This window comes from Neobacillus jeddahensis (assembly GCF_000612625.1).
GTDB classification, from domain to species: Bacteria; Bacillota; Bacilli; order Bacillales; family Cytobacillaceae; genus Neobacillus; species Neobacillus jeddahensis.
The window spans coordinates 100754-118535 of the sequence record NZ_CCAS010000007.1; the positions used below are offsets into that span (position 1 = coordinate 100754).

Here is a 17782-nt window from a genome sequence, read left to right on the forward strand (position 1 = left end):
GATGATAAACATGAGTAAAATTGAAGTTGGCGAAATTTTTACGATTAGTGATGAAAACAATGATGAACAGGAAGTAGAAGTACTAGGTGTCATGACGATCGAAGCGAAGGATTATGTTGCTGTCGCTTTTGCGGAAGATGTGAAGGAAGATACAGAAGACGACATTGATATCTTCTTTTTAAAGGTTGATGAAGATGGCGATTTTTCAGCAATTGAAAGCGATGAGGAATTTGATAAGGTTTCTGCCGCATTCGACGAATTGATGGATGAAGAGGAAGACGAAGAGTAATGTGTGAATGGAGAGGGATTACATCCTCTCTATTTTTGTATTATATAAATACTTTTTTCCATAATTATGCATGTATAAAGATTGGTAGGGAATACTTCAAAGAAGAATACCTTACAAAGGAGAATGGCATCATGATTGAAGTAGGAACGAAATATCAAATTTCACAAGGTGCAAAAGGATTTTTTAATTCTGCTGAAACGATGACGGTGAAAAGTAATAATGGGGTGACTGTCCAGTTTACACTCGGTGATAGTAAAGGACGTGGTTCGATGCCGATTGAACACCTGAACTATATGTTGAAAAAGTCTAACTTAACGCTAATCCCCAACAAAAGATCTTTATTGAATTCGGACTTGAATGAAGAACAAATAAGTTAACCGTCAGGCATTGCTTCGAAAAGAGGTAATGCTTTTTTTATCCAATCTCATATTTTAGAATAAAAGCAAGAGAGGAGTGATTTCATTTATGGATACAAAAAGTATCACACTACAGGGAGCTACGCTTACATACCAGGATAAAGGAAAAGGGAGTCCCATTATTCTATTGCATGGCTTTTGTGGTAGTTCACGTTATTGGGATAAAGTAATTCCCGAGCTGGCGAAACATTACCGCGTGATTGCCCCGGACCTACCTGGGCATGGCGGAACATCTGACGATTTAGCAGTTGATTCAATTGAAGAGATTGCTGATTTGCTAGACGCCTTAATGGAGGAATTGAAGATAGACAAAGTGACCGTGTTTGGGCACTCATTAGGAGGATATATTACCCTCGCCTTTGCTGAAAAATACAGTCATCGTTTAAATGGATTTTCCCTTATCCATTCCACGGCCCATCCTGATACAGACGAAGCCAAAAAAGGGCGGACTGCGAATGTAGCTAAAGTAAGAAAGGATGGGATTAAGCCGCTCATTGATGGTTTAATACCCAAGCTATTCTCTCCAAAACACCTGGGGACGGATTATGTGTTAACAGCGCAGGAGATTGGTAATGAAACAACAAAAAAGGGTGCTATGCAAACACTGGTTGCGATGAGGGATCGACTAGATCGTAACGAGATCTTAAAAACAACCACTTTACCTGTGCTTTTGATTGCGGGGGATCAAGACCAAATTATCCCAGCTGACAAAACTTTTTCTGTAAGTAAAGAAAATATTCAGCAAGTAATCATAAAAAATAGTGGTCACATGAGTATGTTTGAAAATCCTAACGAACTAACAAAGGTCATAAAAGACTCTTTATCCATAACTGCTGAGCTTGATTAGTTGTCATTTCAGTTAGTCCACGTTAAAAGCGAAATGAAAACCCCAACCAGATTGTGGTTGGGGTTTTCATTTAATCTTTACTCCACTGGGGAAGTACCTACATATGTACCATTTACAAACACCGCCATAATTTGAACACGATCCTTATTGATGAATGGAACCCCAACAAGTACTTGTCCGGATTGGTTATCTTTAATCACTTCGATGTCTTCAGTAATATTCCAAACGAATCCTTCTTTTAATTGATTTACAACCGTATTCAAAAACGCTTTACTAGTGATTAGATTTAGAACAATTTTAGTTTTTTCTTTTCCCACAACAGTCGAAACATCGCAGCCACAGTCATCTTCATGTGATACGGCAACTTTAGGGCTGATTTCAGCTGCTTTAGCTGTATTCCCTGTCGTCATAAATAAAGACAATGCTACCAACACACCACATAAAACGGTTAAAAATTTCTTCATCTAGTCTTCCTCCTATTTTTTAAACTCCTATTCTACATTCTCTTTTTTTCGACAATTCCCTTCAATAAATTTGAAAAAATCTTCTAAAATGGCAAAAATTATAACATTTTGTGACATTTGAGTGTCAGGTACCAAATTCTCATTTATGGGTGATGGAATTTAGTGCATAGACTTCGCGATTATATAATCAAAAAAGCTGCATTCTCTATGATGAGAAGTACAGCCTGATTAGGATTGTTATTGTTTTGCAGTATAGTATTTTAGAGGGGTTGTGCTGGATTGCGTTAGGGTCTCGAATATCGTACTTGTTAAGCTATTGTCCCCTTGTGCATCAAGGCCAATCTCCCAGCACATCATCCCGCCGAAACCATGATTTAGCGCTAACGTTGTTTTCATTTTCATGGTTGTCCCGCCATTATAGTGATAAGTAGTACCATTCATGCTAACGGTGTCCTTCGAGGCATTGTCCGCGTCCTGATTAATAATGGCTCCATAGGATACTTGTTTAATCTTCGGATCTTCAGGCTGGGCGTAAAAAGGTACACCTAACACTAATTTTTCCTTTGATAGATGGTGCGTTTCAAATAAATCAGACCAATAATTTACAATTTTCTCTGTAAAGGGATAAGGTGATAAATTTGCGGCGTTGTAACTGCCATCCCATTGACCGTCATAGGCCATAATATTGACATGGTCAACATCTTGGAACATTGATGGTTCATAGACAACAAAGCCAATTTCCGTTAATGTCACGGCATGAATCTTTGAATAGACAGCGACTGATAATTCTTTTTTCTTAGGGTGCAGTTGTGCCCCCAGCTCTTTAGCAAACGCCGCAAGATTAACGGCATCAGCTTGAGAACGAGGATGTTCAAAATCGATATCAATGCCATCTAGTCGTTCTCGATCTACTATTTTTGTTAATTCATTTACGAGTTTTGTCCTCGAAGTAGGATTTGAAATAGCTGTTTTAAAATATTCATAGGATTCACCACCGTTGATGTGAAACCATCCTCCTACTGCTAACATCACTTTAGTATGAAATTTTTCTGCATGGGCAACGGTGGCCCGTAGATTTGTTAGTGCAGAATCCCCATTAAGTAAAACTTCACCCTCCTTTGTCGGGTGGGCAAAAGAAAAGATAACATGTGTTAATTTTGAATAATCGACGATAGTGGGATCGCGAAAATCCTGTACATAACCGATCAGTACTTTAGATGATTTTTTTTCTAGCTTCGGTAATTCTTTCGATTGCGGCTGAATCGTCGATTTAGGTGCCTGCTTTATATGAATATTTTCTTTTGGGTTATTGTTTTTTGCTACATAAATACCAGTAATAATTCCTCCGATGAAGGTAATCGCAATTACCAGTGTTAGAAGGAAGGATCGTTTCTTAATCACAATGGTTCCTCCTCATTTTTTCTCATCCTTGAAATTGTAACAAAAAAAGGAGCTAAATTGATTGGTAATATCCACCGCTCTACGCATCAATAAGTCATAAACCGTTAATTTATTTGAATAACTATGTTAGTTTTTGATATAATCATAAGGTTAATGTTAAAAACATAGTAAATTTTTATTAAGTGTAAGGTGGTTAATCATGAAACAAGAATATAGAGTGTTACTGTATTATAAATATGTTCAAATAGAAAATCCTGAAGAATGTGCGAATGAACACCGCGAATTCTGTACTGATTTAGGTCTGAAAGGCCGAATTATTATTGCGGCCGAAGGAATAAATGGAACGGTGTCAGGCACCATTGAGCAAACAGACGCGTATATGAAATATATGGACGAACATCCACTGTTTGCCGGAACTATTTTTAAGATAGATGAAGCTTCTGAGCATGCATTTAAGAAAATGAAGGTTCGCTACCGCCCAGAACTTGTCACTTTGCGTTTAGAGGATGATTTGGATCCAAATGTGGTTACTGGAAAACATTTAAAACCATCTGAGTTTTTTGCGGAAATGCAAAAAGAGGATACAGTGGTGATTGACGCTCGAAATGATTACGAATATGATTTAGGTCATTTTAGAGGGGCCGTTCGTCCTGATATCTTGAATTTCCGAGATTTACCCCAATGGATTCGTGACAATAAACAGGAATTTGAAGGCAAAAAAATTCTTACCTATTGTACAGGCGGGATTCGTTGTGAAAAATTCTCGGGCTGGCTTCTGAAAGAAGGCTTTGAAGATGTTTCTCAGCTGGATGGTGGTATTGTCACCTACGGGAAAGACCCTGAGGTGCAGGGGGAACTATGGGATGGACAGCTCTATGTATTCGATGAGCGGATTAGTGTCCCGATTAATCGAAAAGAAAAAGTCATTGTCGGCAAGGATTATTTCAATGGTGAACCATGTGAGCGCTATGTGAATTGTGCCAATCCTGAATGCAATAAGAAGATTCTCTGCTCCGAGGACAACGAACACAAGCATTTACGTAGTTGTTCGCATGAGTGCAGAGTTCATCCAAGCAACCGTTATATTGCTGAACACGGTTTAAGTGAAGAAGAAGTAAATGAACGACTTATGGCGATTCATTCTTAATCGTTAATAAGGGAAAGCAGGTCATAAAATGGCCTGCTTTTTTCTATATATAATAAGACGAGTAAGCGTAAATTTAGTATGATGAAATATATGTGACTTGAAAAGTTTGAAAAATAATACAATGATCGATAAAGGAGTAGTCATATGCCAACTTATGGAAACAGAAATGAAATACCTCTTCATGAAAAATGGGATTTATCAGATATTTACGCTGACCTAAGCGATTGGGAAAAGGACTGTCAGTCAATTGAGCAAATGTCTGCAAAACTGAACGAATTTGATGGGGAAATTATCGATGGGCAAAGCTTGTATCAATACCTTACGCAAAGAGAAAAGCTAAGCTTTCATTTTAATAAGGTGTATGCCTATGCGATGTTGATGGTGGATGAAAATACGAGGGAGGCGATGTCACAATCCTATTTAGACCGAGCCAAACAGCTCAGTGTAAAAATTAGTTCCGCTACCTCTTTTTTTATGCCCTTCCTGCTCGGCTTGGATAAGGAAACATTGGAAGGCTATTTTACTGCCGAAGAGAAGTTAGAATACTTTGCAGAGGACATCTGGGATTCATTTCGCTACAAGAAACACGTTCTAAGTAAGGAAAAGGAAGAATTACTCTCACAATTAGGTGAAGCCCTTTCCGCTCCAGGTCATACCTTTGGGATGATCAATAATGCTGATATTAAATTTGGGGAGGTAACGGGGGAGAACGGTGAACGGATCGAGTTAACGAGGGGATTGTATGCAAAATTAATTGAGGATGAGGATCGTGATAAACGCAGAGAGGCCTATAAAGCCTACTATCAGCCCTATCTCCAGTTGAAAAATTCGATTGCTTCCACACTTGCAGCCGCCATTAAGAATAATGTAACCTTAGCCAAGATCCGTCAATATCCATCAGCGCTTGAAAAAGCGTTATTTGGCGATAATGTACCAAGAGAGGTTTATGAGAATTTGATCAAAACCACAAAGAAACATATATCTACACTCCATCAATATACAATAATCCGGAAGGAGAAACTGGACCTTAAGGAAATCCGTCAATATGACATGAGTGTCCCGCTTGTGAGCGGAGTTAAACAAGTGATCCCCTACGAAGAAGCCTATGACATCATGCTGAAGGCATTGGCACCATTAGGGGTGGAATATTGTAGCATTCTGAAAGAATTCAAGGACGCTAGGTATATTGATGTTCGGGAAACCCCTGGAAAACGATCTGGCGCATACAATCTGGGAGTGTATGGTGTCCACCCTTATATTTTGTTAAATCACCAAGACGATTTGGATAGTTTGTTCACACTTGTCCATGAATGCGGTCATGGCGTCCACAGTCGATTAAGCTCAGAGCACCAGCCACAAATTACGGCCCGTTATAGTATCTTTGTTGCAGAGGTGGCCTCCACCGTCAACGAAGTTTTGTTAATCAATTATTTATTACACAATGAAAAGGATCCTGACCATCGAAAACACTTACTGAATCACTTTATTGACCAATTTAAGGGGACGTATTTCACTCAAGTAATGTTTGCTGAGTTTGAAATGAAGACACATGAAATGGCAGAACAAGGGCTTCCCTTAAATGTAGAAGTATTTAATCAGACGTATGGGGCTTTGTTCAGAGAGTATAATGGCGATGAAATCATTTTTGATGACGAAGTAAAATATGGCTGGTCAAGAATCCCGCATTTCTATCGTCCGTTTTACGTTTACAAGTATGCAACTGGATTTGCTTCTGCTATCCATCTAGCAACCAAGATTCTTGAAGATGACCAGACAACCATCCAAACCTATTTAGCATTTTTAAAAAGCGGCAGCTCGGAAGATCCGCTCGAATTGTTGAAAAAAACCGGGGTAGATTTAACCACTCCATATCCAATCGAAAATGCCCTCAAAAGGTTTGGGGATCTTATTGAAGAATTCTCTAGCATTTAAGAGCAGATTGACATGTAAAATCATAAATTGGCCTAATTCTTTTTTATAGTAAAAATGGAGTTAGGCTATATTTATGTTTTTTCCAACTTACTGCTCCAAATATTTCAGATTAATGTTAAAATAAGCGGTAATAATAACCATTTTTTACATTCTAGGGGGGTTGCTCATTGGACACAAAATTTACTAAACCAAAGGCGTTCGGGGAAATACTCGATCATACATTTAGTTTAAGTAAAAACCACTTTAAGGAATTATTCTTAATTCTCCTTATTTTTATGGGACCAATTATTTTACTTGAAGCGATTATCCAGCTGGCTTCAGGCACGAGCTTTTTTAGAGAGATAGGTAATGGCAGCGGTGACTGGTTTACCAAAACACTATCAAACTTTGAAGTAACAGGAACCTATGATTCAAGCGGTCTTGGTTTTGACATTGGGTTAATCTTGACCGGCTTTTTAAGTTTTCTTTTCATGCCCATTGCTGAAGCAGCGATCCTGTTTTCGATTCATCATATTCGCTGTGGTGAGGAATTTACTGTTGGTGCTGTGATTAAACAAGCCTTTTCCCGCTTTTGGCCGATCCTTGGAAGCAGCATCTTATTTGGATTGATCTCTTGTGCGATCGTTTTGATACCGATTGCAATTATTGCAGTCATTGGTGGTGTCATGGCAACGTTGGTCAATCCAATTGTCGGAATCCTGCTAGGTATCGTGTTATTCTTGGGGGCTGCAATCGGAATCGGGCTGTTATTAACACGTTGGAGCTTTTACTTCGGATCTGTCGTGCTTGACAGGGAGTCACCAGGTTTCGGAAAGAGCTGGAGATTGTCAAAAAAACAGTCTTGGGTATTAATGGGTCTGTATATCGTGTTTTATTTAATCATTTCCAGTATTAGTTTTGCCGTTGAATTAACGTTTACTGCCCTGTTAGGAAATAGTGTCTTATTAACGATGATTTCTAATATTGTTTCATTATTTACGACATTGATCTTTGCAGTCGGCTATGGTGTTATGTATTTGGATTTAAAAATAAGAAACGATGCCGATGATTTAAAGGAAATGATCGCAGACTACGAAACGATTTAATTTTAAACCTATAACGTTAGGTGATGATTATGGTAGATAGAAACAAAGCCCGAGAAGATCTGGAAGAAATAATAAATAAGCGAGAATATACCGTTTATTACGATCAACCAAGCGGCATTATTCAAACCTGGTGGGTGAATGCCAAAGAATGGATCGCCACACATCTGGAAAAATGGTTTCCGGCTGTGGAATCGGCAAAGGGGGCATCAGAAGCTATTCTCATTGTATTAATGGTAATAGTGGTAATGTTATTTATCCTTGCTGCCTTTTTCATCATTCGAAATATGAAGCGAAACCGCTTGTTACGAAAACCAAAGCCACTCCAAACCCGTCAAGAAAGAAATTGGACCTATCAGCGTCATCTTGAAGAGGCATACAGGATGGAATCCTCTGGCGAATATTCTTTATCCACTCGCCATCTGTTTATCGCGCTACTCCTGTCATTCCATGAGCGGGGCTGGCTTGAGATGAAAATTTGGAAAACCAATTGGGACTACTATGATGAACTAGGCCGTGTTAATCAACAATGTGCGAAGCAATTTTTTGACCTTGCATCATTTTTTGACGAGGTGACCTATGGCGAAACAGTTGTCCAGAGAGAGGAATACCTACAGTTCCGGTCTGGAGTGGTAAAATGGCTTGAAGAACCAGGCCGATTCTTAGAACGAAGGGGCCAAAGGGGGGGTAAGTCGTGAAATCTACCAAACCATGGGTATTACTTGCTGTCCTTCTCGTCCTGTTACTGCTAGTTAGCTATATTAGTTTTTCGCCTAAGGCGCAAACCTATCCGGACTATGCGTTAGAATCACCTTCTCCAACAGGATTGAAAGCAATCTATACTTACCTGGAAAAGGAAATGGATGTGACGGTCTGGTCAAAGTCGCCTGATATGCTGCCGAATGGCGGGAAGAAACTCCTTATGATGGTAGAACCGCCTGAGAATATGAAGAACGAGGAAATGCAAAGGTATAACACCTTTATGAAGCAAGGAAACACGATCCTGTTATTGGCAGATAATCCGAAGGGACGGTTTGCTGTTGAAACCTTCTCTAATGAGAATATGGTGGCTGCCAATCTCTATGATAACAATAATATAGTGGTAAAGGCGCAGCTAAACAGTAAATATCGCTTAAAGTCACTCAAACAGGACAAGGTCCTCATTCACGATAATCTAGGAGCCATCGCTTTACAACGTACATTTGGTAAGGGTCAATTGATTGTAGCTGTTACGCCTGAATGGCTGACAAACAAACAGATTTTAAAGTTTGATCATTTGTCAAAGCTGCTCGATTTTATCGATGACGGCAACTCAACAACGATTATGTTTGATGAATACATACATGGCGAAAGTAATGTATCAAACTTGTTCATGGTGTATCCAAAGTGGTTCCTATTCCTGCTGTTACAAGGAATCTTCTTTACCCTTATCTGGTTTTGGTATAAAGGGAAACGGTTCGGACCTATTTTCCTTGCCCGTGAGGATTCGGTACGATTTAGTGATGAGGGGATTCAAGCCATCGCTGCCTGGTACATTAAGGGTAAACGGTACCAGGAATCATTACGAATTCAGGCAGATTATGTCAAGCTGCTGTTACAGGAACACTGGCAGATCCCGTATCGTAAGGAATGGATTGAGTTGGCAAGCACCTTTGAGAAGAAGCGGGTCCAACTACCAGCAAATGAAATTGGCCCACTGTTAACGGGGTTGTCCACCGTTCTTGAAAAAAAAGTATTAACGAAACAGGAATACTTATTGTGGTCGAGAAAACTTGACCAATTACGAAAAGAGGTTGAGGCATGAACAAAGAAGTGACATCATTTTTAGAAAAATACGAGGAACGCATCTTAGGACAAAGCTTAAATCTAAGACTCTTGTTATCTGCCATATTAGCAGGAGGACATGTATTGCTAGAAGGTGTCCCAGGCACGGGTAAAACACAAATGGTTCGTACCCTTGCAGACCTTCTTGGCGGCAGCTTTAATCGGATTCAATTTACCCCTGACCTTTTGCCGAGTGATATAACAGGAAGCATGATTTACAATATGAAAGAAGGCAGTTTCCAGACCCTTAAGGGGCCTATTTTTACCAATATTTTATTAGCGGACGAGATTAACCGCACACCTGCAAAAACACAGGCTGCCCTGTTAGAGGCAATGGAAGAAAAGCAAGTGACCATCCAAGGGGAAACCTACTCATTGCCGGAAGTATTTTTCGTTGTGGCTACCCAAAATCCGCTTGAATTTGAAGGCACCTATCCACTGCCTGAAGCCCAGCAGGATCGGTTTTTGTTCAAACTGATGATTGATTTCCCCTCATTTGAGGAAGAAAAAAATGTCATGAAAATGGTAATCGAACGTAATTTGAAAGAGTCGCCGCTTTCGATCATTCTAGAGATGAACACTTTTTTACAAATTAGAGAAGAGATTGAAAAAGTAACCATAAGCGAAAATGTCTTGGAATATATGCTGACAATCATCCGGAAAACACGTGAAACGGAAGCGATCCGCTATGGTGCCAGTACACGCGCAGGTATTTCGATTGGTAAGTCAGCACAAGCATGGGCCTACTTAGCCGGACGGGATTATGTGACTCCTGACGATATTAAAATGGTTGCTAAACCGGCATTAAGACATCGGATTAAATTATCTCCACATGTGGAATTGGAGGGAGTAACCGTTGACCAAATCATCGAAGAGCTTGTGGGCTCGGTTCCTGTTCCAAGATAGGGGGATAATCCCAACAAAACGATTATGGTTAGTTTTTCTACTCATTTCTCTATTGATTATCGTGGCAGCCATTTGGGATATCTCATGGACATGGGCCATTATGATTAATCTAGTTGTTTTTTGTATCAGTCTTCTAGATTTGTTATTTTCACCTAAGAAGAATCAGCTAACCTTTCAACGGAATGTTGCGGAGGAGTTTGAAAGGGGTCTTACCTATTCGATTACCATCGATGTAAGGAATACATCTCGCTATTCTTTTTCGTTTCGGATCATCGATGGGTTACCTCAATCATTTTACAGACCCTTTCCGTTAACGGGCCATATACCAAAGGAAGCTATTATTCAAATTCAATATGATACTACCGCAGTGGTAAGAGGAAAATATGATCTAGAAAAGTTATATGTTCGCTATACGAGCATGTTGGGCTTATGGGAGAAGCAATCAACTGTTGAGCTTCCACGATCAGTGAAAGTGATTCCCGATTTAACGGAAACGAAGCAGTATTTAGAAAATGCACAAAAATTTTTACAATATGAAGGGAACAAGATTCGGCGCCAGCGCAGTGGAATAGGGGACTTCTCGAAAATTCGCACTTATGTGGTCGGCGATGATCCTCGTAAAATTAACTGGCGGCAAACCGCCAAGCTCCAAGAAGTCATGACCAATGATTATGAGCCGGAGCATGGGAAGTATATTACGATTTTAATTGATTGTGGCAGAATGATGGGGGCAGAATTAACGAAGGGGAATCGGTTAGAAAAGTCGCTAGAAGCAGCCATTACCGTTGCAGCTGCCGCGCTCCAAAAGGGCGATTATGTGTCTGTCCTAGCCTTCTCGAAGGAAATTAAGGTTTTCGTCCCTCCCGCAAAAGGAATGTCACATCTACAAACCATTCTCCAGGCGATTTATCACCTTGATGTGGATGCAGCTGAGTCGAACTATGCTGTGGTTATGCAATACTTAGAATCGGTCCAAAAGAAGCGCAGTTTGTTGCTATTATTTAGCGATGTTCGAACCTTTCTTCATGAGGAAAGTGCCTTGGTTTATTTAAAGAGACTTCGACAACGACATTTGTTTTTTATGATTGGGGTAGAAGATCAGGCGTTATTGATGAGAGTAAATGAGGAGCCGAACACGATCCAGTCAGCAATGAGGAAAAGTATTGCCCAGCAACAGGTACTGCTGAAAAAACGTGAAAAAATTAAATGGGAAAAACAGGGCCTCCAACTAATAGAGGCCCCTGAGGAAAAATTGACAGTTGCTGCCGTATCCCGTTATATCGATATTATGAATCAAAACCTTTTATAACAGGGGCCTTCATCCATTTGAGTTTACCGATGATCACATAAAGAATTAAACCGATTACCGTGAGTATAGCAACAAGGTATTTGGCTTCTAATGAAATAGCAGCGGGAGTGATATAGCCCTCAATCAAGCCAGCAATGACAAATAGAGGGAGCGTTCCAAGCAGCAGCTGCACAGAGCGCTTCGCTTGTTGTTTCAATTGATAACCTCTGCTATATTCACCTGGAACGAGAAGCTTATAACCCATTAAGAGACCCGCGCCGCCAGCAATAAAAATGGCTGTTAGCTCGATCATACCGTGTGGAACAATGTAAGCCCAGAAATCATAACTTTTGTCATAATGCCAAAATAGGGCAGCAAGTGCACCAATCATGATCCCATTATAGATTAGTAAATAAACGGTCACGAGCCCAAATGTTATGCCACCAGCGAAGGCAAAAATAGCAACCTGCATATTATTGGTCATAATACTGGCAGACATGAAAGAGGAATCCACCGCTGCAGTACCTTTCCCTAGTTGATCAGGGTCAACTCCGCGTGCAATTTCTGCAGGAAGGACGGAGTGAATATGTAGGGGTTCATTCAAAACGGCAAAAAAGCTTCCAATCGCACCAATGATAAACAAGATCATGGCAAGGAGAACAAACTTCCACTGTTCCACCAAAAGCCCAATAAATTTTGTCGTCAGGAAGTACCGAAGCTGTTTGGCGCTCGATACTTGATCTTTATACAAAAGATTATGGGATTTTGACACGAGCCCATTTAAGTACTGTGTCACTTCGTCTGTTGGAAAGTAGGTCTGACTGTAAGAAAGGTGCTGTGCCGCCTTTTGATAGAGGCGATGGTATTGCGTGATCATCTCGCCGGTAATATGTTTCCGACGTTTACTAAACATTGTCACTAATTGTTCAAGCTGTTTCCATTCTTCACGATGCTTTTTTACGAATTGATTCACATTCATTCGGACACCTTCTTTAAAGGGAACTATAGTCAGTAACGATTGCTCTCTCCTTATTATAGAAAATTAGAAGTAAAATAGAAACCATTATTGTTAAAATCAACCAGACGTTGGGGGACATGTAATGAATGCAGATCATGTAGATATCAAAACACCTGAATACGTTTCGATTCAGTTTCAGATAGCTGGGTTAGGAAGCCGTGCTGCTGCGTTTATCATTGATCAGGTATTATTATGGATAATTGATATTTTATGTTTAGTTCTCCTTTATTTTAGTATGAATGAGCTGTCGTCAATGCCTTTTTTCTTTATGGATAATGCCCTGCCTATCGCCATTACGATTATTGTCTTATTTATTGTGAATTGGGGCTACTTTTTTTTGTGTGAGTTTTTTTCAGGAGGAAGAACACTTGGGAAGAAGGTTGTCGGGATCCGCGTTATTCAGGAGAATGGACATAGCATCACCTTACTTGCAAGCTTTATCCGAAATCTCGTCCGCCTTATCGATTCGTTACCGACTGCTTATTTGCTTGGCATCCTCATGATATTTTTTCACTCGAAGCATAAGCGTTTAGGAGATCTTGTGGCAGGGACGATTGTTGTTCATGAACGGAAAGCAAAACGCAAGAAAAGGAAACTGGCACCGATTGATAAAGAAATCGACAAAAGAGGGGTGAGCAAGGATCTACTCCGCATCGATGAATGGACGATCAAATCATTTACGCCCAAGGATTGGAAGCTTATTAGTACATATGCGAGTCGGTTCCACCAGTTACCACTTGCTGAAAGAAATCAATTAACATCACAAATCGCCACGCTTCTTTTTCCAAAGATGGGTCTAGTGATTGAAGGGCTGGATGAACGTCAGTTAGAAGATACATTACTTTCTCTTTATGTGAATTTACGAGAAGAATGGGAGTTTGAATTGTGAGTATTAAAAAAACTCGGACACCGTGATAGGTGCCGGGTTTTTTTGAGTGAACCGATCATTCTGTTGCAAGTTCAACAACTGTGGTTGTTGTATGTATTACCCCACACATGGTGCCAGGCACCATCACTATTAGTACTACTAAAGCTTGATTATTTGTGTTAAAATTACTAATAGTCAGAAATTTAACTATGGTTGTGTAAACGTTTACACGCCTTATGAGTATCCAATTTATTAACTTTTTTGGAGGAGTGTAATGTTAGCGGTTAACGGACTTCGCTTTAAATTGTTAATTTATTTTTTTACTTTGATTTTATTGCCATTTACAACCCTTGGTGTGCTGGGAAACTGGGTTTCTAGCAGTACGTTGGAAAAAGAAGCAACAAGGCATACAGAGCAGATGATTGAACAAGTTCAAAATAATACTGAATTCTACATTAAAGATATGGAAAATATTATGAAGCTGCTTGAAGCAGAACCGGAAGTTGTTGACTTTCTAAATCAAGACCAAAAACAAGAGAATTTACATAAAGGATCAGCAGAAACGGAAATTAGAAGATTAATGACAAATATCCAGGGGAATCATCCAGAAATTGCTGGAATCCTTCTGGTAAATGAAAATGATCTTGATATTAGTAATGAGATGTTTCGATCCTCAAAGGATGCTCTAACAAATGAATCGTGGTTTAAAGAAGCCATACGAACTCCCTTAGAATATCATTTCTTCAGTAATCCGATCGGTAGAAACATTAAAAACCGAGTCAATTATAGTGCTGATGAAGTTGTATCAATCGTAAAAGCAATTAAGGAACCTGATTCTGGAAAATACCAAGGCGTTATTCTGATAGATTTAAAGCTTGAAATCTTAGAAACGGTTATAAAAGGGGTTACGCTAGGAAAAAATGGCTTCCTGTTTCTAATGGATAATAGCGGAAATGTAGTCTATTCTCCGACTAATCCTGTTGTTTATCGTGTCAATCCTGATTGGCTCCATTCAACGAGTCAAAACATTGTTAAAACTATTTCTGGAAAGCGTTTTCAGATTCTAGTTAGTGAATCAAAATATACCGGTTGGAAAACTGTCGGGGTATTTTCACTTAACGATACGTTAAAAGAAGTAACTCAAGTAAGAAATTATTCCATTTTGCTCGGTTTAATTACTCTTCTATTAGGGATTGCAACTGCTTTCTTTTTTACTCAATCTATCGTGAAACCAATAGGAAGACTTCGTGGACTAATGAAAGAGGCTGAAGCGGGAAATTTAAATGTCTTCTTTAAGAGTCGTTCCCATGATGAGATCGCTGAGTTAGGGAATAGTTTTAATAATATGATTGGTGAAATTAGAAACTTAATCTCTCAAGTCTTCAAAGAGCAAAAAGGCAAGCGTGAAGCAGAATTAAGAGTATTACAGGAACAAATTAAACCCCATTTTCTTTACAATACACTTGATACAATTCAATGGCTTGCCCATGAGGGGAAAACGGATGATATTGTCAAAATGATTGCCGCATTAACCAATTTATTTCGAATTGGTTTAAATAAAGGAAAAGAAATGATCCGGGTCGAGGAAGAAATCGAACATATCCGCAGCTATCTTCTTATCCAGAAGGCCAGATATGAAGATAAACTGGAATACGAGATTCATATTGATAAAGAAATTCAAGATTTCCTCGTGTTGAAGCTGATCTTACAGCCACTTGTTGAGAATTCCATCTATCATGGCATTAAAGCACGCCGTGGAACAGGAAAAATACAAATTTTTGCTAAACGAATAGAGGAAAAGCTAATATTTACTGTCAAAGATGATGGGGTAGGGATATCGCTTCAAAGACTGGAGCAGTTAAAAGACTTACTTAAGGATGGGATTCCTCTTAGCGATAAACCTGCATATGGTTCATTTAATATTAATGAAAGAATTAAGCTTACTTTTGGACAAGAATATGGGCTTCACATGTCAAGTGTGGAAGGTGAAGGAACAACAGTCGAGATTTGGCATCCAATTATTAAGGAAGGAGACCGTTATGTGGAAAATGCTAATCGCCGATGATGAACCAAAAATTCGCCGCGGGCTTAAAAGTTTAATTAACTTGCTAGAATTAAAAATTGAGGTAGTGGGTGAGGCAGAAGACGGAGAGATTGCCTTAGAAATGGTAAAACAACATTTACCGCAAATTCTCTTAGTGGACATTTGTATGCCTTTTATAAATGGGCTGGAGTTAATTGAAGAAGTTCAAAAAATAAATTCCAAGTGCCTAGTAATTATCGTAACGGGTTATGACGAGTTTTCCTATGCCCAGCAAGCTATTAAACTAGGGGTGTTTGATTATTTGCTGAAACCGATCGTTAAAGATCAGCTTCAAACGGTATTAAAAAAAGCCATTGCCCAGCTTGAACTCCAATTTTCTAATGAAAAATATAGTGAATGGACAAATGATCAATTAAAAAAAAACCTACCATTTTTAAGAGAACAATTTCTTGATGACATGATGAATGGCATAGTTTCAGAGCAGGATATTATCGAACAAATGGAATTTTTACAGATTTCATTAACGGAAGGTCAATTGGGTGTATTGGTTGTGAAACCTTTAGGAAAATCAACCCAACAGCCATTTGAGCTGGATTGGGACCAACAGCTCCTGTTGTTTGCTATCCAAAATGTGATAGTAGATATCCTTATGTCTTGGCAGCCTAGCCTTACCTTTAGAGATCGGAAAGATCATATAGTTTTTATCATTCCAAATAAATCATGGGTTGATTGGGTAGACTTGCCTAGACTAATTATGGGAACGGTCGAGGAAGTTCTAAAAATGAAGCTGCTTGTTGAAGCAAAAGAAACAAATGGTGGTTTAGCAGGGATTTCTACTATTTACAAAGAACTCGTGAAGAGAATCGAGAACCAGCCCAATAATTCACCATTAGTCACACTAGCGAAACGATACATTGATACCCATTTCCAAAAAGTTGATTTATCTTTACAAGAGGTGGCCGATGCCATTGGAATCAGCCCTACTTATTTAAGCAAACTATTACGTCAAGATATGGGAGCTTCTTTTATCGATTATTTATCGCAATTTCGTGTGCAGCATGCAGTAAAGCTGCTAAATGACCCCACTGTAAAAATTTATGAAGTTGCTGAAAAGGTTGGGTACAATGGACAACATTATTTTAGCACGGTCTTCAAAAAAGTCCTTGGTATTTCCCCAATGGAATATAGAAAAGGGGGAAAAGGATAACCATGAAATTAGGGAAATCAATTCTAATTATTTCACTATGTAGTTCCTTTCTATTTTCGATTGCTGCCTGCAGCTTTCAAAAAACAAAGAAAAGCGAAGCCGGTGAAATTAAGTATTTAATTGGGATGTCTCAGGCCAATTTGGGAGAACCGTGGCGTGTAGTCATGAATGAGGAAATTAAAGAGGAAGCCTCACACCATGATGGTACAAGAGTTATTTTTACTGATGCTGGACAAAGCAGCCAAAAGCAAATCAGTGATGTCGAAAAGCTGATTGGCTTAGGAATTGATCTTCTTATCATCTCACCAAACGAAGCAGAACCGTTAACTCCCATCATAAGAAAAGTGCACAAAAAAATTCCGGTGATTATCCTTGATCGTGCCATAATTGGTGATGATTATACGATGTTTATTGGAGCGGATAATAAATTAATAGGCAAAATGGCTGGCCAATTTGTCCAGGATTTATTGGGTCCGAAGGGTGGTAATGTCGTCGAAATCACGGGCCTGCCTGGATCACCTCCGGCAAAAGAACGGAGCGTTGGATTTAGAAATGAAATTGCCAAACAGGCTAATATTCACGTTGTCAAAACACTTGTTGCGGACTGGCTCCGCGATAATGCCGAAAGCAAATTTCAGACCTATTTAACTCAAAATAATCAAATTGATTTGGTTTATGCCCATAATGACCCCATGGCCCTGGGAGCATACCATGCCGCCAATTTAGCAGGGAAAAAGGGGATTATCTATGTAGGAATAGATGGGCTTCCAGGTCCTAATGGTGGACTTGACTTGGTTAAAAGACATATTTTAAAAGGAACCTTCATTTATCCAAATGGAGGAAAAGAAGCCGTAAGATATGCCTTGAAAATTTTACACGATGAAAAAGTTCCTAAAAAGGTAACTCTAAAGAGTATCAAAATAACGGAGAATACTTTAGATGAAGTGGAATAAAGCTTGCGGAGAAATTACCGCAAGCTTTTTTAATGGAATTAGAATGTAAATGTCCCGACTTTGAAACTGGTCCAGATTCGGATTCGTTTTTTATTC

17 protein-coding genes are annotated in these 17782 nt (G+C 39.2%); 14 read left to right on the forward strand and 3 right to left on the reverse strand.

Going from position 1 to position 17782, the window contains the following annotated elements; translation table 11 throughout:
- Positions 1 to 4: 4 nt before the first annotated feature.
- The 3 genes from TY15_RS05270 to TY15_RS05280 all read left to right on the forward strand — a co-directional run bounded on the left by TY15_RS05270 (position 5) and on the right by TY15_RS05280 (position 1552).
- A complete protein-coding gene (locus TY15_RS05270; protein ID WP_074432774.1) occupies positions 5 to 289 on the forward strand; it encodes a DUF1292 domain-containing protein in 285 nt (94 codons plus the stop codon).
- A 131-nt stretch (positions 290 to 420) separates the two neighbouring features.
- Positions 421 to 666: a hypothetical protein gene (locus tag TY15_RS05275; RefSeq protein WP_244440882.1), complete on the forward strand. Its 246-nt coding sequence runs from the start codon at positions 421 to 423 to the stop codon at positions 664 to 666.
- 88 nt (positions 667 to 754) lie between these two features.
- On the forward strand, positions 755 to 1552 hold the full coding sequence (locus tag TY15_RS05280) for an alpha/beta fold hydrolase (protein WP_040208926.1): 798 nt from the start codon (positions 755 to 757) through the stop codon (positions 1550 to 1552).
- Between the two features lie 77 nt (positions 1553 to 1629).
- Here TY15_RS05280 and TY15_RS05285 read toward each other — a convergent pair whose 3' ends face one another.
- Together TY15_RS05285 and TY15_RS05290 are read right to left on the reverse strand one after the other, a co-directional pair.
- Entirely contained in the window at positions 1630 to 2016 is a 387-nt protein-coding gene (locus TY15_RS05285) for a hypothetical protein (RefSeq protein WP_040208927.1), read from the reverse strand.
- Between the two features lie 237 nt (positions 2017 to 2253).
- Positions 2254 to 3417 carry a glycosyl hydrolase family 18 protein gene (locus TY15_RS05290; RefSeq protein WP_306454203.1) on the reverse strand — a complete coding sequence of 388 codons (1164 nt, stop codon included), beginning with the start codon at positions 3415 to 3417 and terminating at the stop codon, positions 2254 to 2256.
- Between the two features lie 199 nt (positions 3418 to 3616).
- Here TY15_RS05290 and trhO point away from each other — a divergent pair, with 199 nt between their 5' ends.
- From trhO to TY15_RS05325, 7 genes are all read left to right on the forward strand, one after another.
- Positions 3617 to 4564, forward strand: a complete 948-nt coding sequence (gene trhO, locus TY15_RS05295; protein ID WP_040208928.1) for an oxygen-dependent tRNA uridine(34) hydroxylase TrhO — start codon at positions 3617 to 3619, stop codon at positions 4562 to 4564.
- A 144-nt stretch (positions 4565 to 4708) separates the two neighbouring features.
- A complete protein-coding gene (gene pepF / locus TY15_RS05300; protein ID WP_040208929.1) occupies positions 4709 to 6496 on the forward strand; it encodes an oligoendopeptidase F in 1788 nt (595 codons plus the stop codon).
- A 167-nt stretch (positions 6497 to 6663) separates the two neighbouring features.
- Positions 6664 to 7581, forward strand: coding sequence for a hypothetical protein (locus TY15_RS05305; RefSeq protein ID WP_040208930.1), 918 nt, complete (start codon positions 6664 to 6666; stop codon positions 7579 to 7581).
- Between the two features lie 29 nt (positions 7582 to 7610).
- Positions 7611 to 8276, forward strand: coding sequence for a hypothetical protein (locus TY15_RS05310; protein ID WP_040208931.1), 666 nt, complete (start codon positions 7611 to 7613; stop codon positions 8274 to 8276).
- Complete coding sequence (locus tag TY15_RS05315; RefSeq protein ID WP_040208932.1) at positions 8273 to 9382, forward strand: DUF4350 domain-containing protein; 1110 nt, start codon at positions 8273 to 8275, stop codon at positions 9380 to 9382. Before TY15_RS05310 ends, TY15_RS05315 begins: the two co-directional genes overlap by 4 nt.
- Positions 9379 to 10308 carry an AAA family ATPase gene (locus TY15_RS05320; RefSeq protein WP_040208933.1) on the forward strand — a complete coding sequence of 310 codons (930 nt, stop codon included), beginning with the start codon at positions 9379 to 9381 and terminating at the stop codon, positions 10306 to 10308. Before TY15_RS05315 ends, TY15_RS05320 begins: the two co-directional genes overlap by 4 nt.
- The gene (locus tag TY15_RS05325) at positions 10259 to 11617 is read left to right on the forward strand and encodes a DUF58 domain-containing protein (RefSeq protein WP_244440883.1); all 1359 of its coding nucleotides are present in this window, start codon (positions 10259 to 10261) and stop codon (positions 11615 to 11617) included. The genes TY15_RS05320 and TY15_RS05325 overlap by 50 nt, the downstream gene beginning before the upstream one ends.
- On the opposite strand, the gene TY15_RS05330 is transcribed toward TY15_RS05325, so the two are convergent.
- Positions 11595 to 12575, reverse strand: coding sequence for a stage II sporulation protein M (locus tag TY15_RS05330; protein WP_040208934.1), 981 nt, complete (start codon positions 12573 to 12575; stop codon positions 11595 to 11597). The genes TY15_RS05325 and TY15_RS05330 overlap by 23 nt on opposite strands.
- 121 nt (positions 12576 to 12696) lie before the next feature.
- Here TY15_RS05330 and TY15_RS05335 point away from each other — a divergent pair, with 121 nt between their 5' ends.
- From TY15_RS05335 to TY15_RS05350, 4 genes are all read left to right on the forward strand, one after another.
- On the forward strand, positions 12697 to 13503 hold the full coding sequence (locus TY15_RS05335; RefSeq protein WP_040208935.1) for an RDD family protein: 807 nt from the start codon (positions 12697 to 12699) through the stop codon (positions 13501 to 13503).
- Positions 13504 to 13756: 253 nt separating this feature from the next.
- Positions 13757 to 15547 carry a sensor histidine kinase gene (locus TY15_RS05340; RefSeq protein ID WP_040208936.1) on the forward strand — a complete coding sequence of 597 codons (1791 nt, stop codon included), beginning with the start codon at positions 13757 to 13759 and terminating at the stop codon, positions 15545 to 15547.
- The gene (locus tag TY15_RS05345; RefSeq protein WP_040208937.1) at positions 15522 to 16733 is read left to right on the forward strand and encodes a response regulator transcription factor; all 1212 of its coding nucleotides are present in this window, start codon (positions 15522 to 15524) and stop codon (positions 16731 to 16733) included. The genes TY15_RS05340 and TY15_RS05345 overlap by 26 nt, the downstream gene beginning before the upstream one ends.
- A 2-nt stretch (positions 16734 to 16735) precedes the next feature.
- Positions 16736 to 17686 (forward strand): substrate-binding domain-containing protein, encoded by a 951-nt coding sequence (locus TY15_RS05350; protein ID WP_040208938.1) that lies wholly within the window; start codon positions 16736 to 16738, stop codon positions 17684 to 17686.
- Positions 17687 to 17782 lie beyond the last annotated feature (96 nt).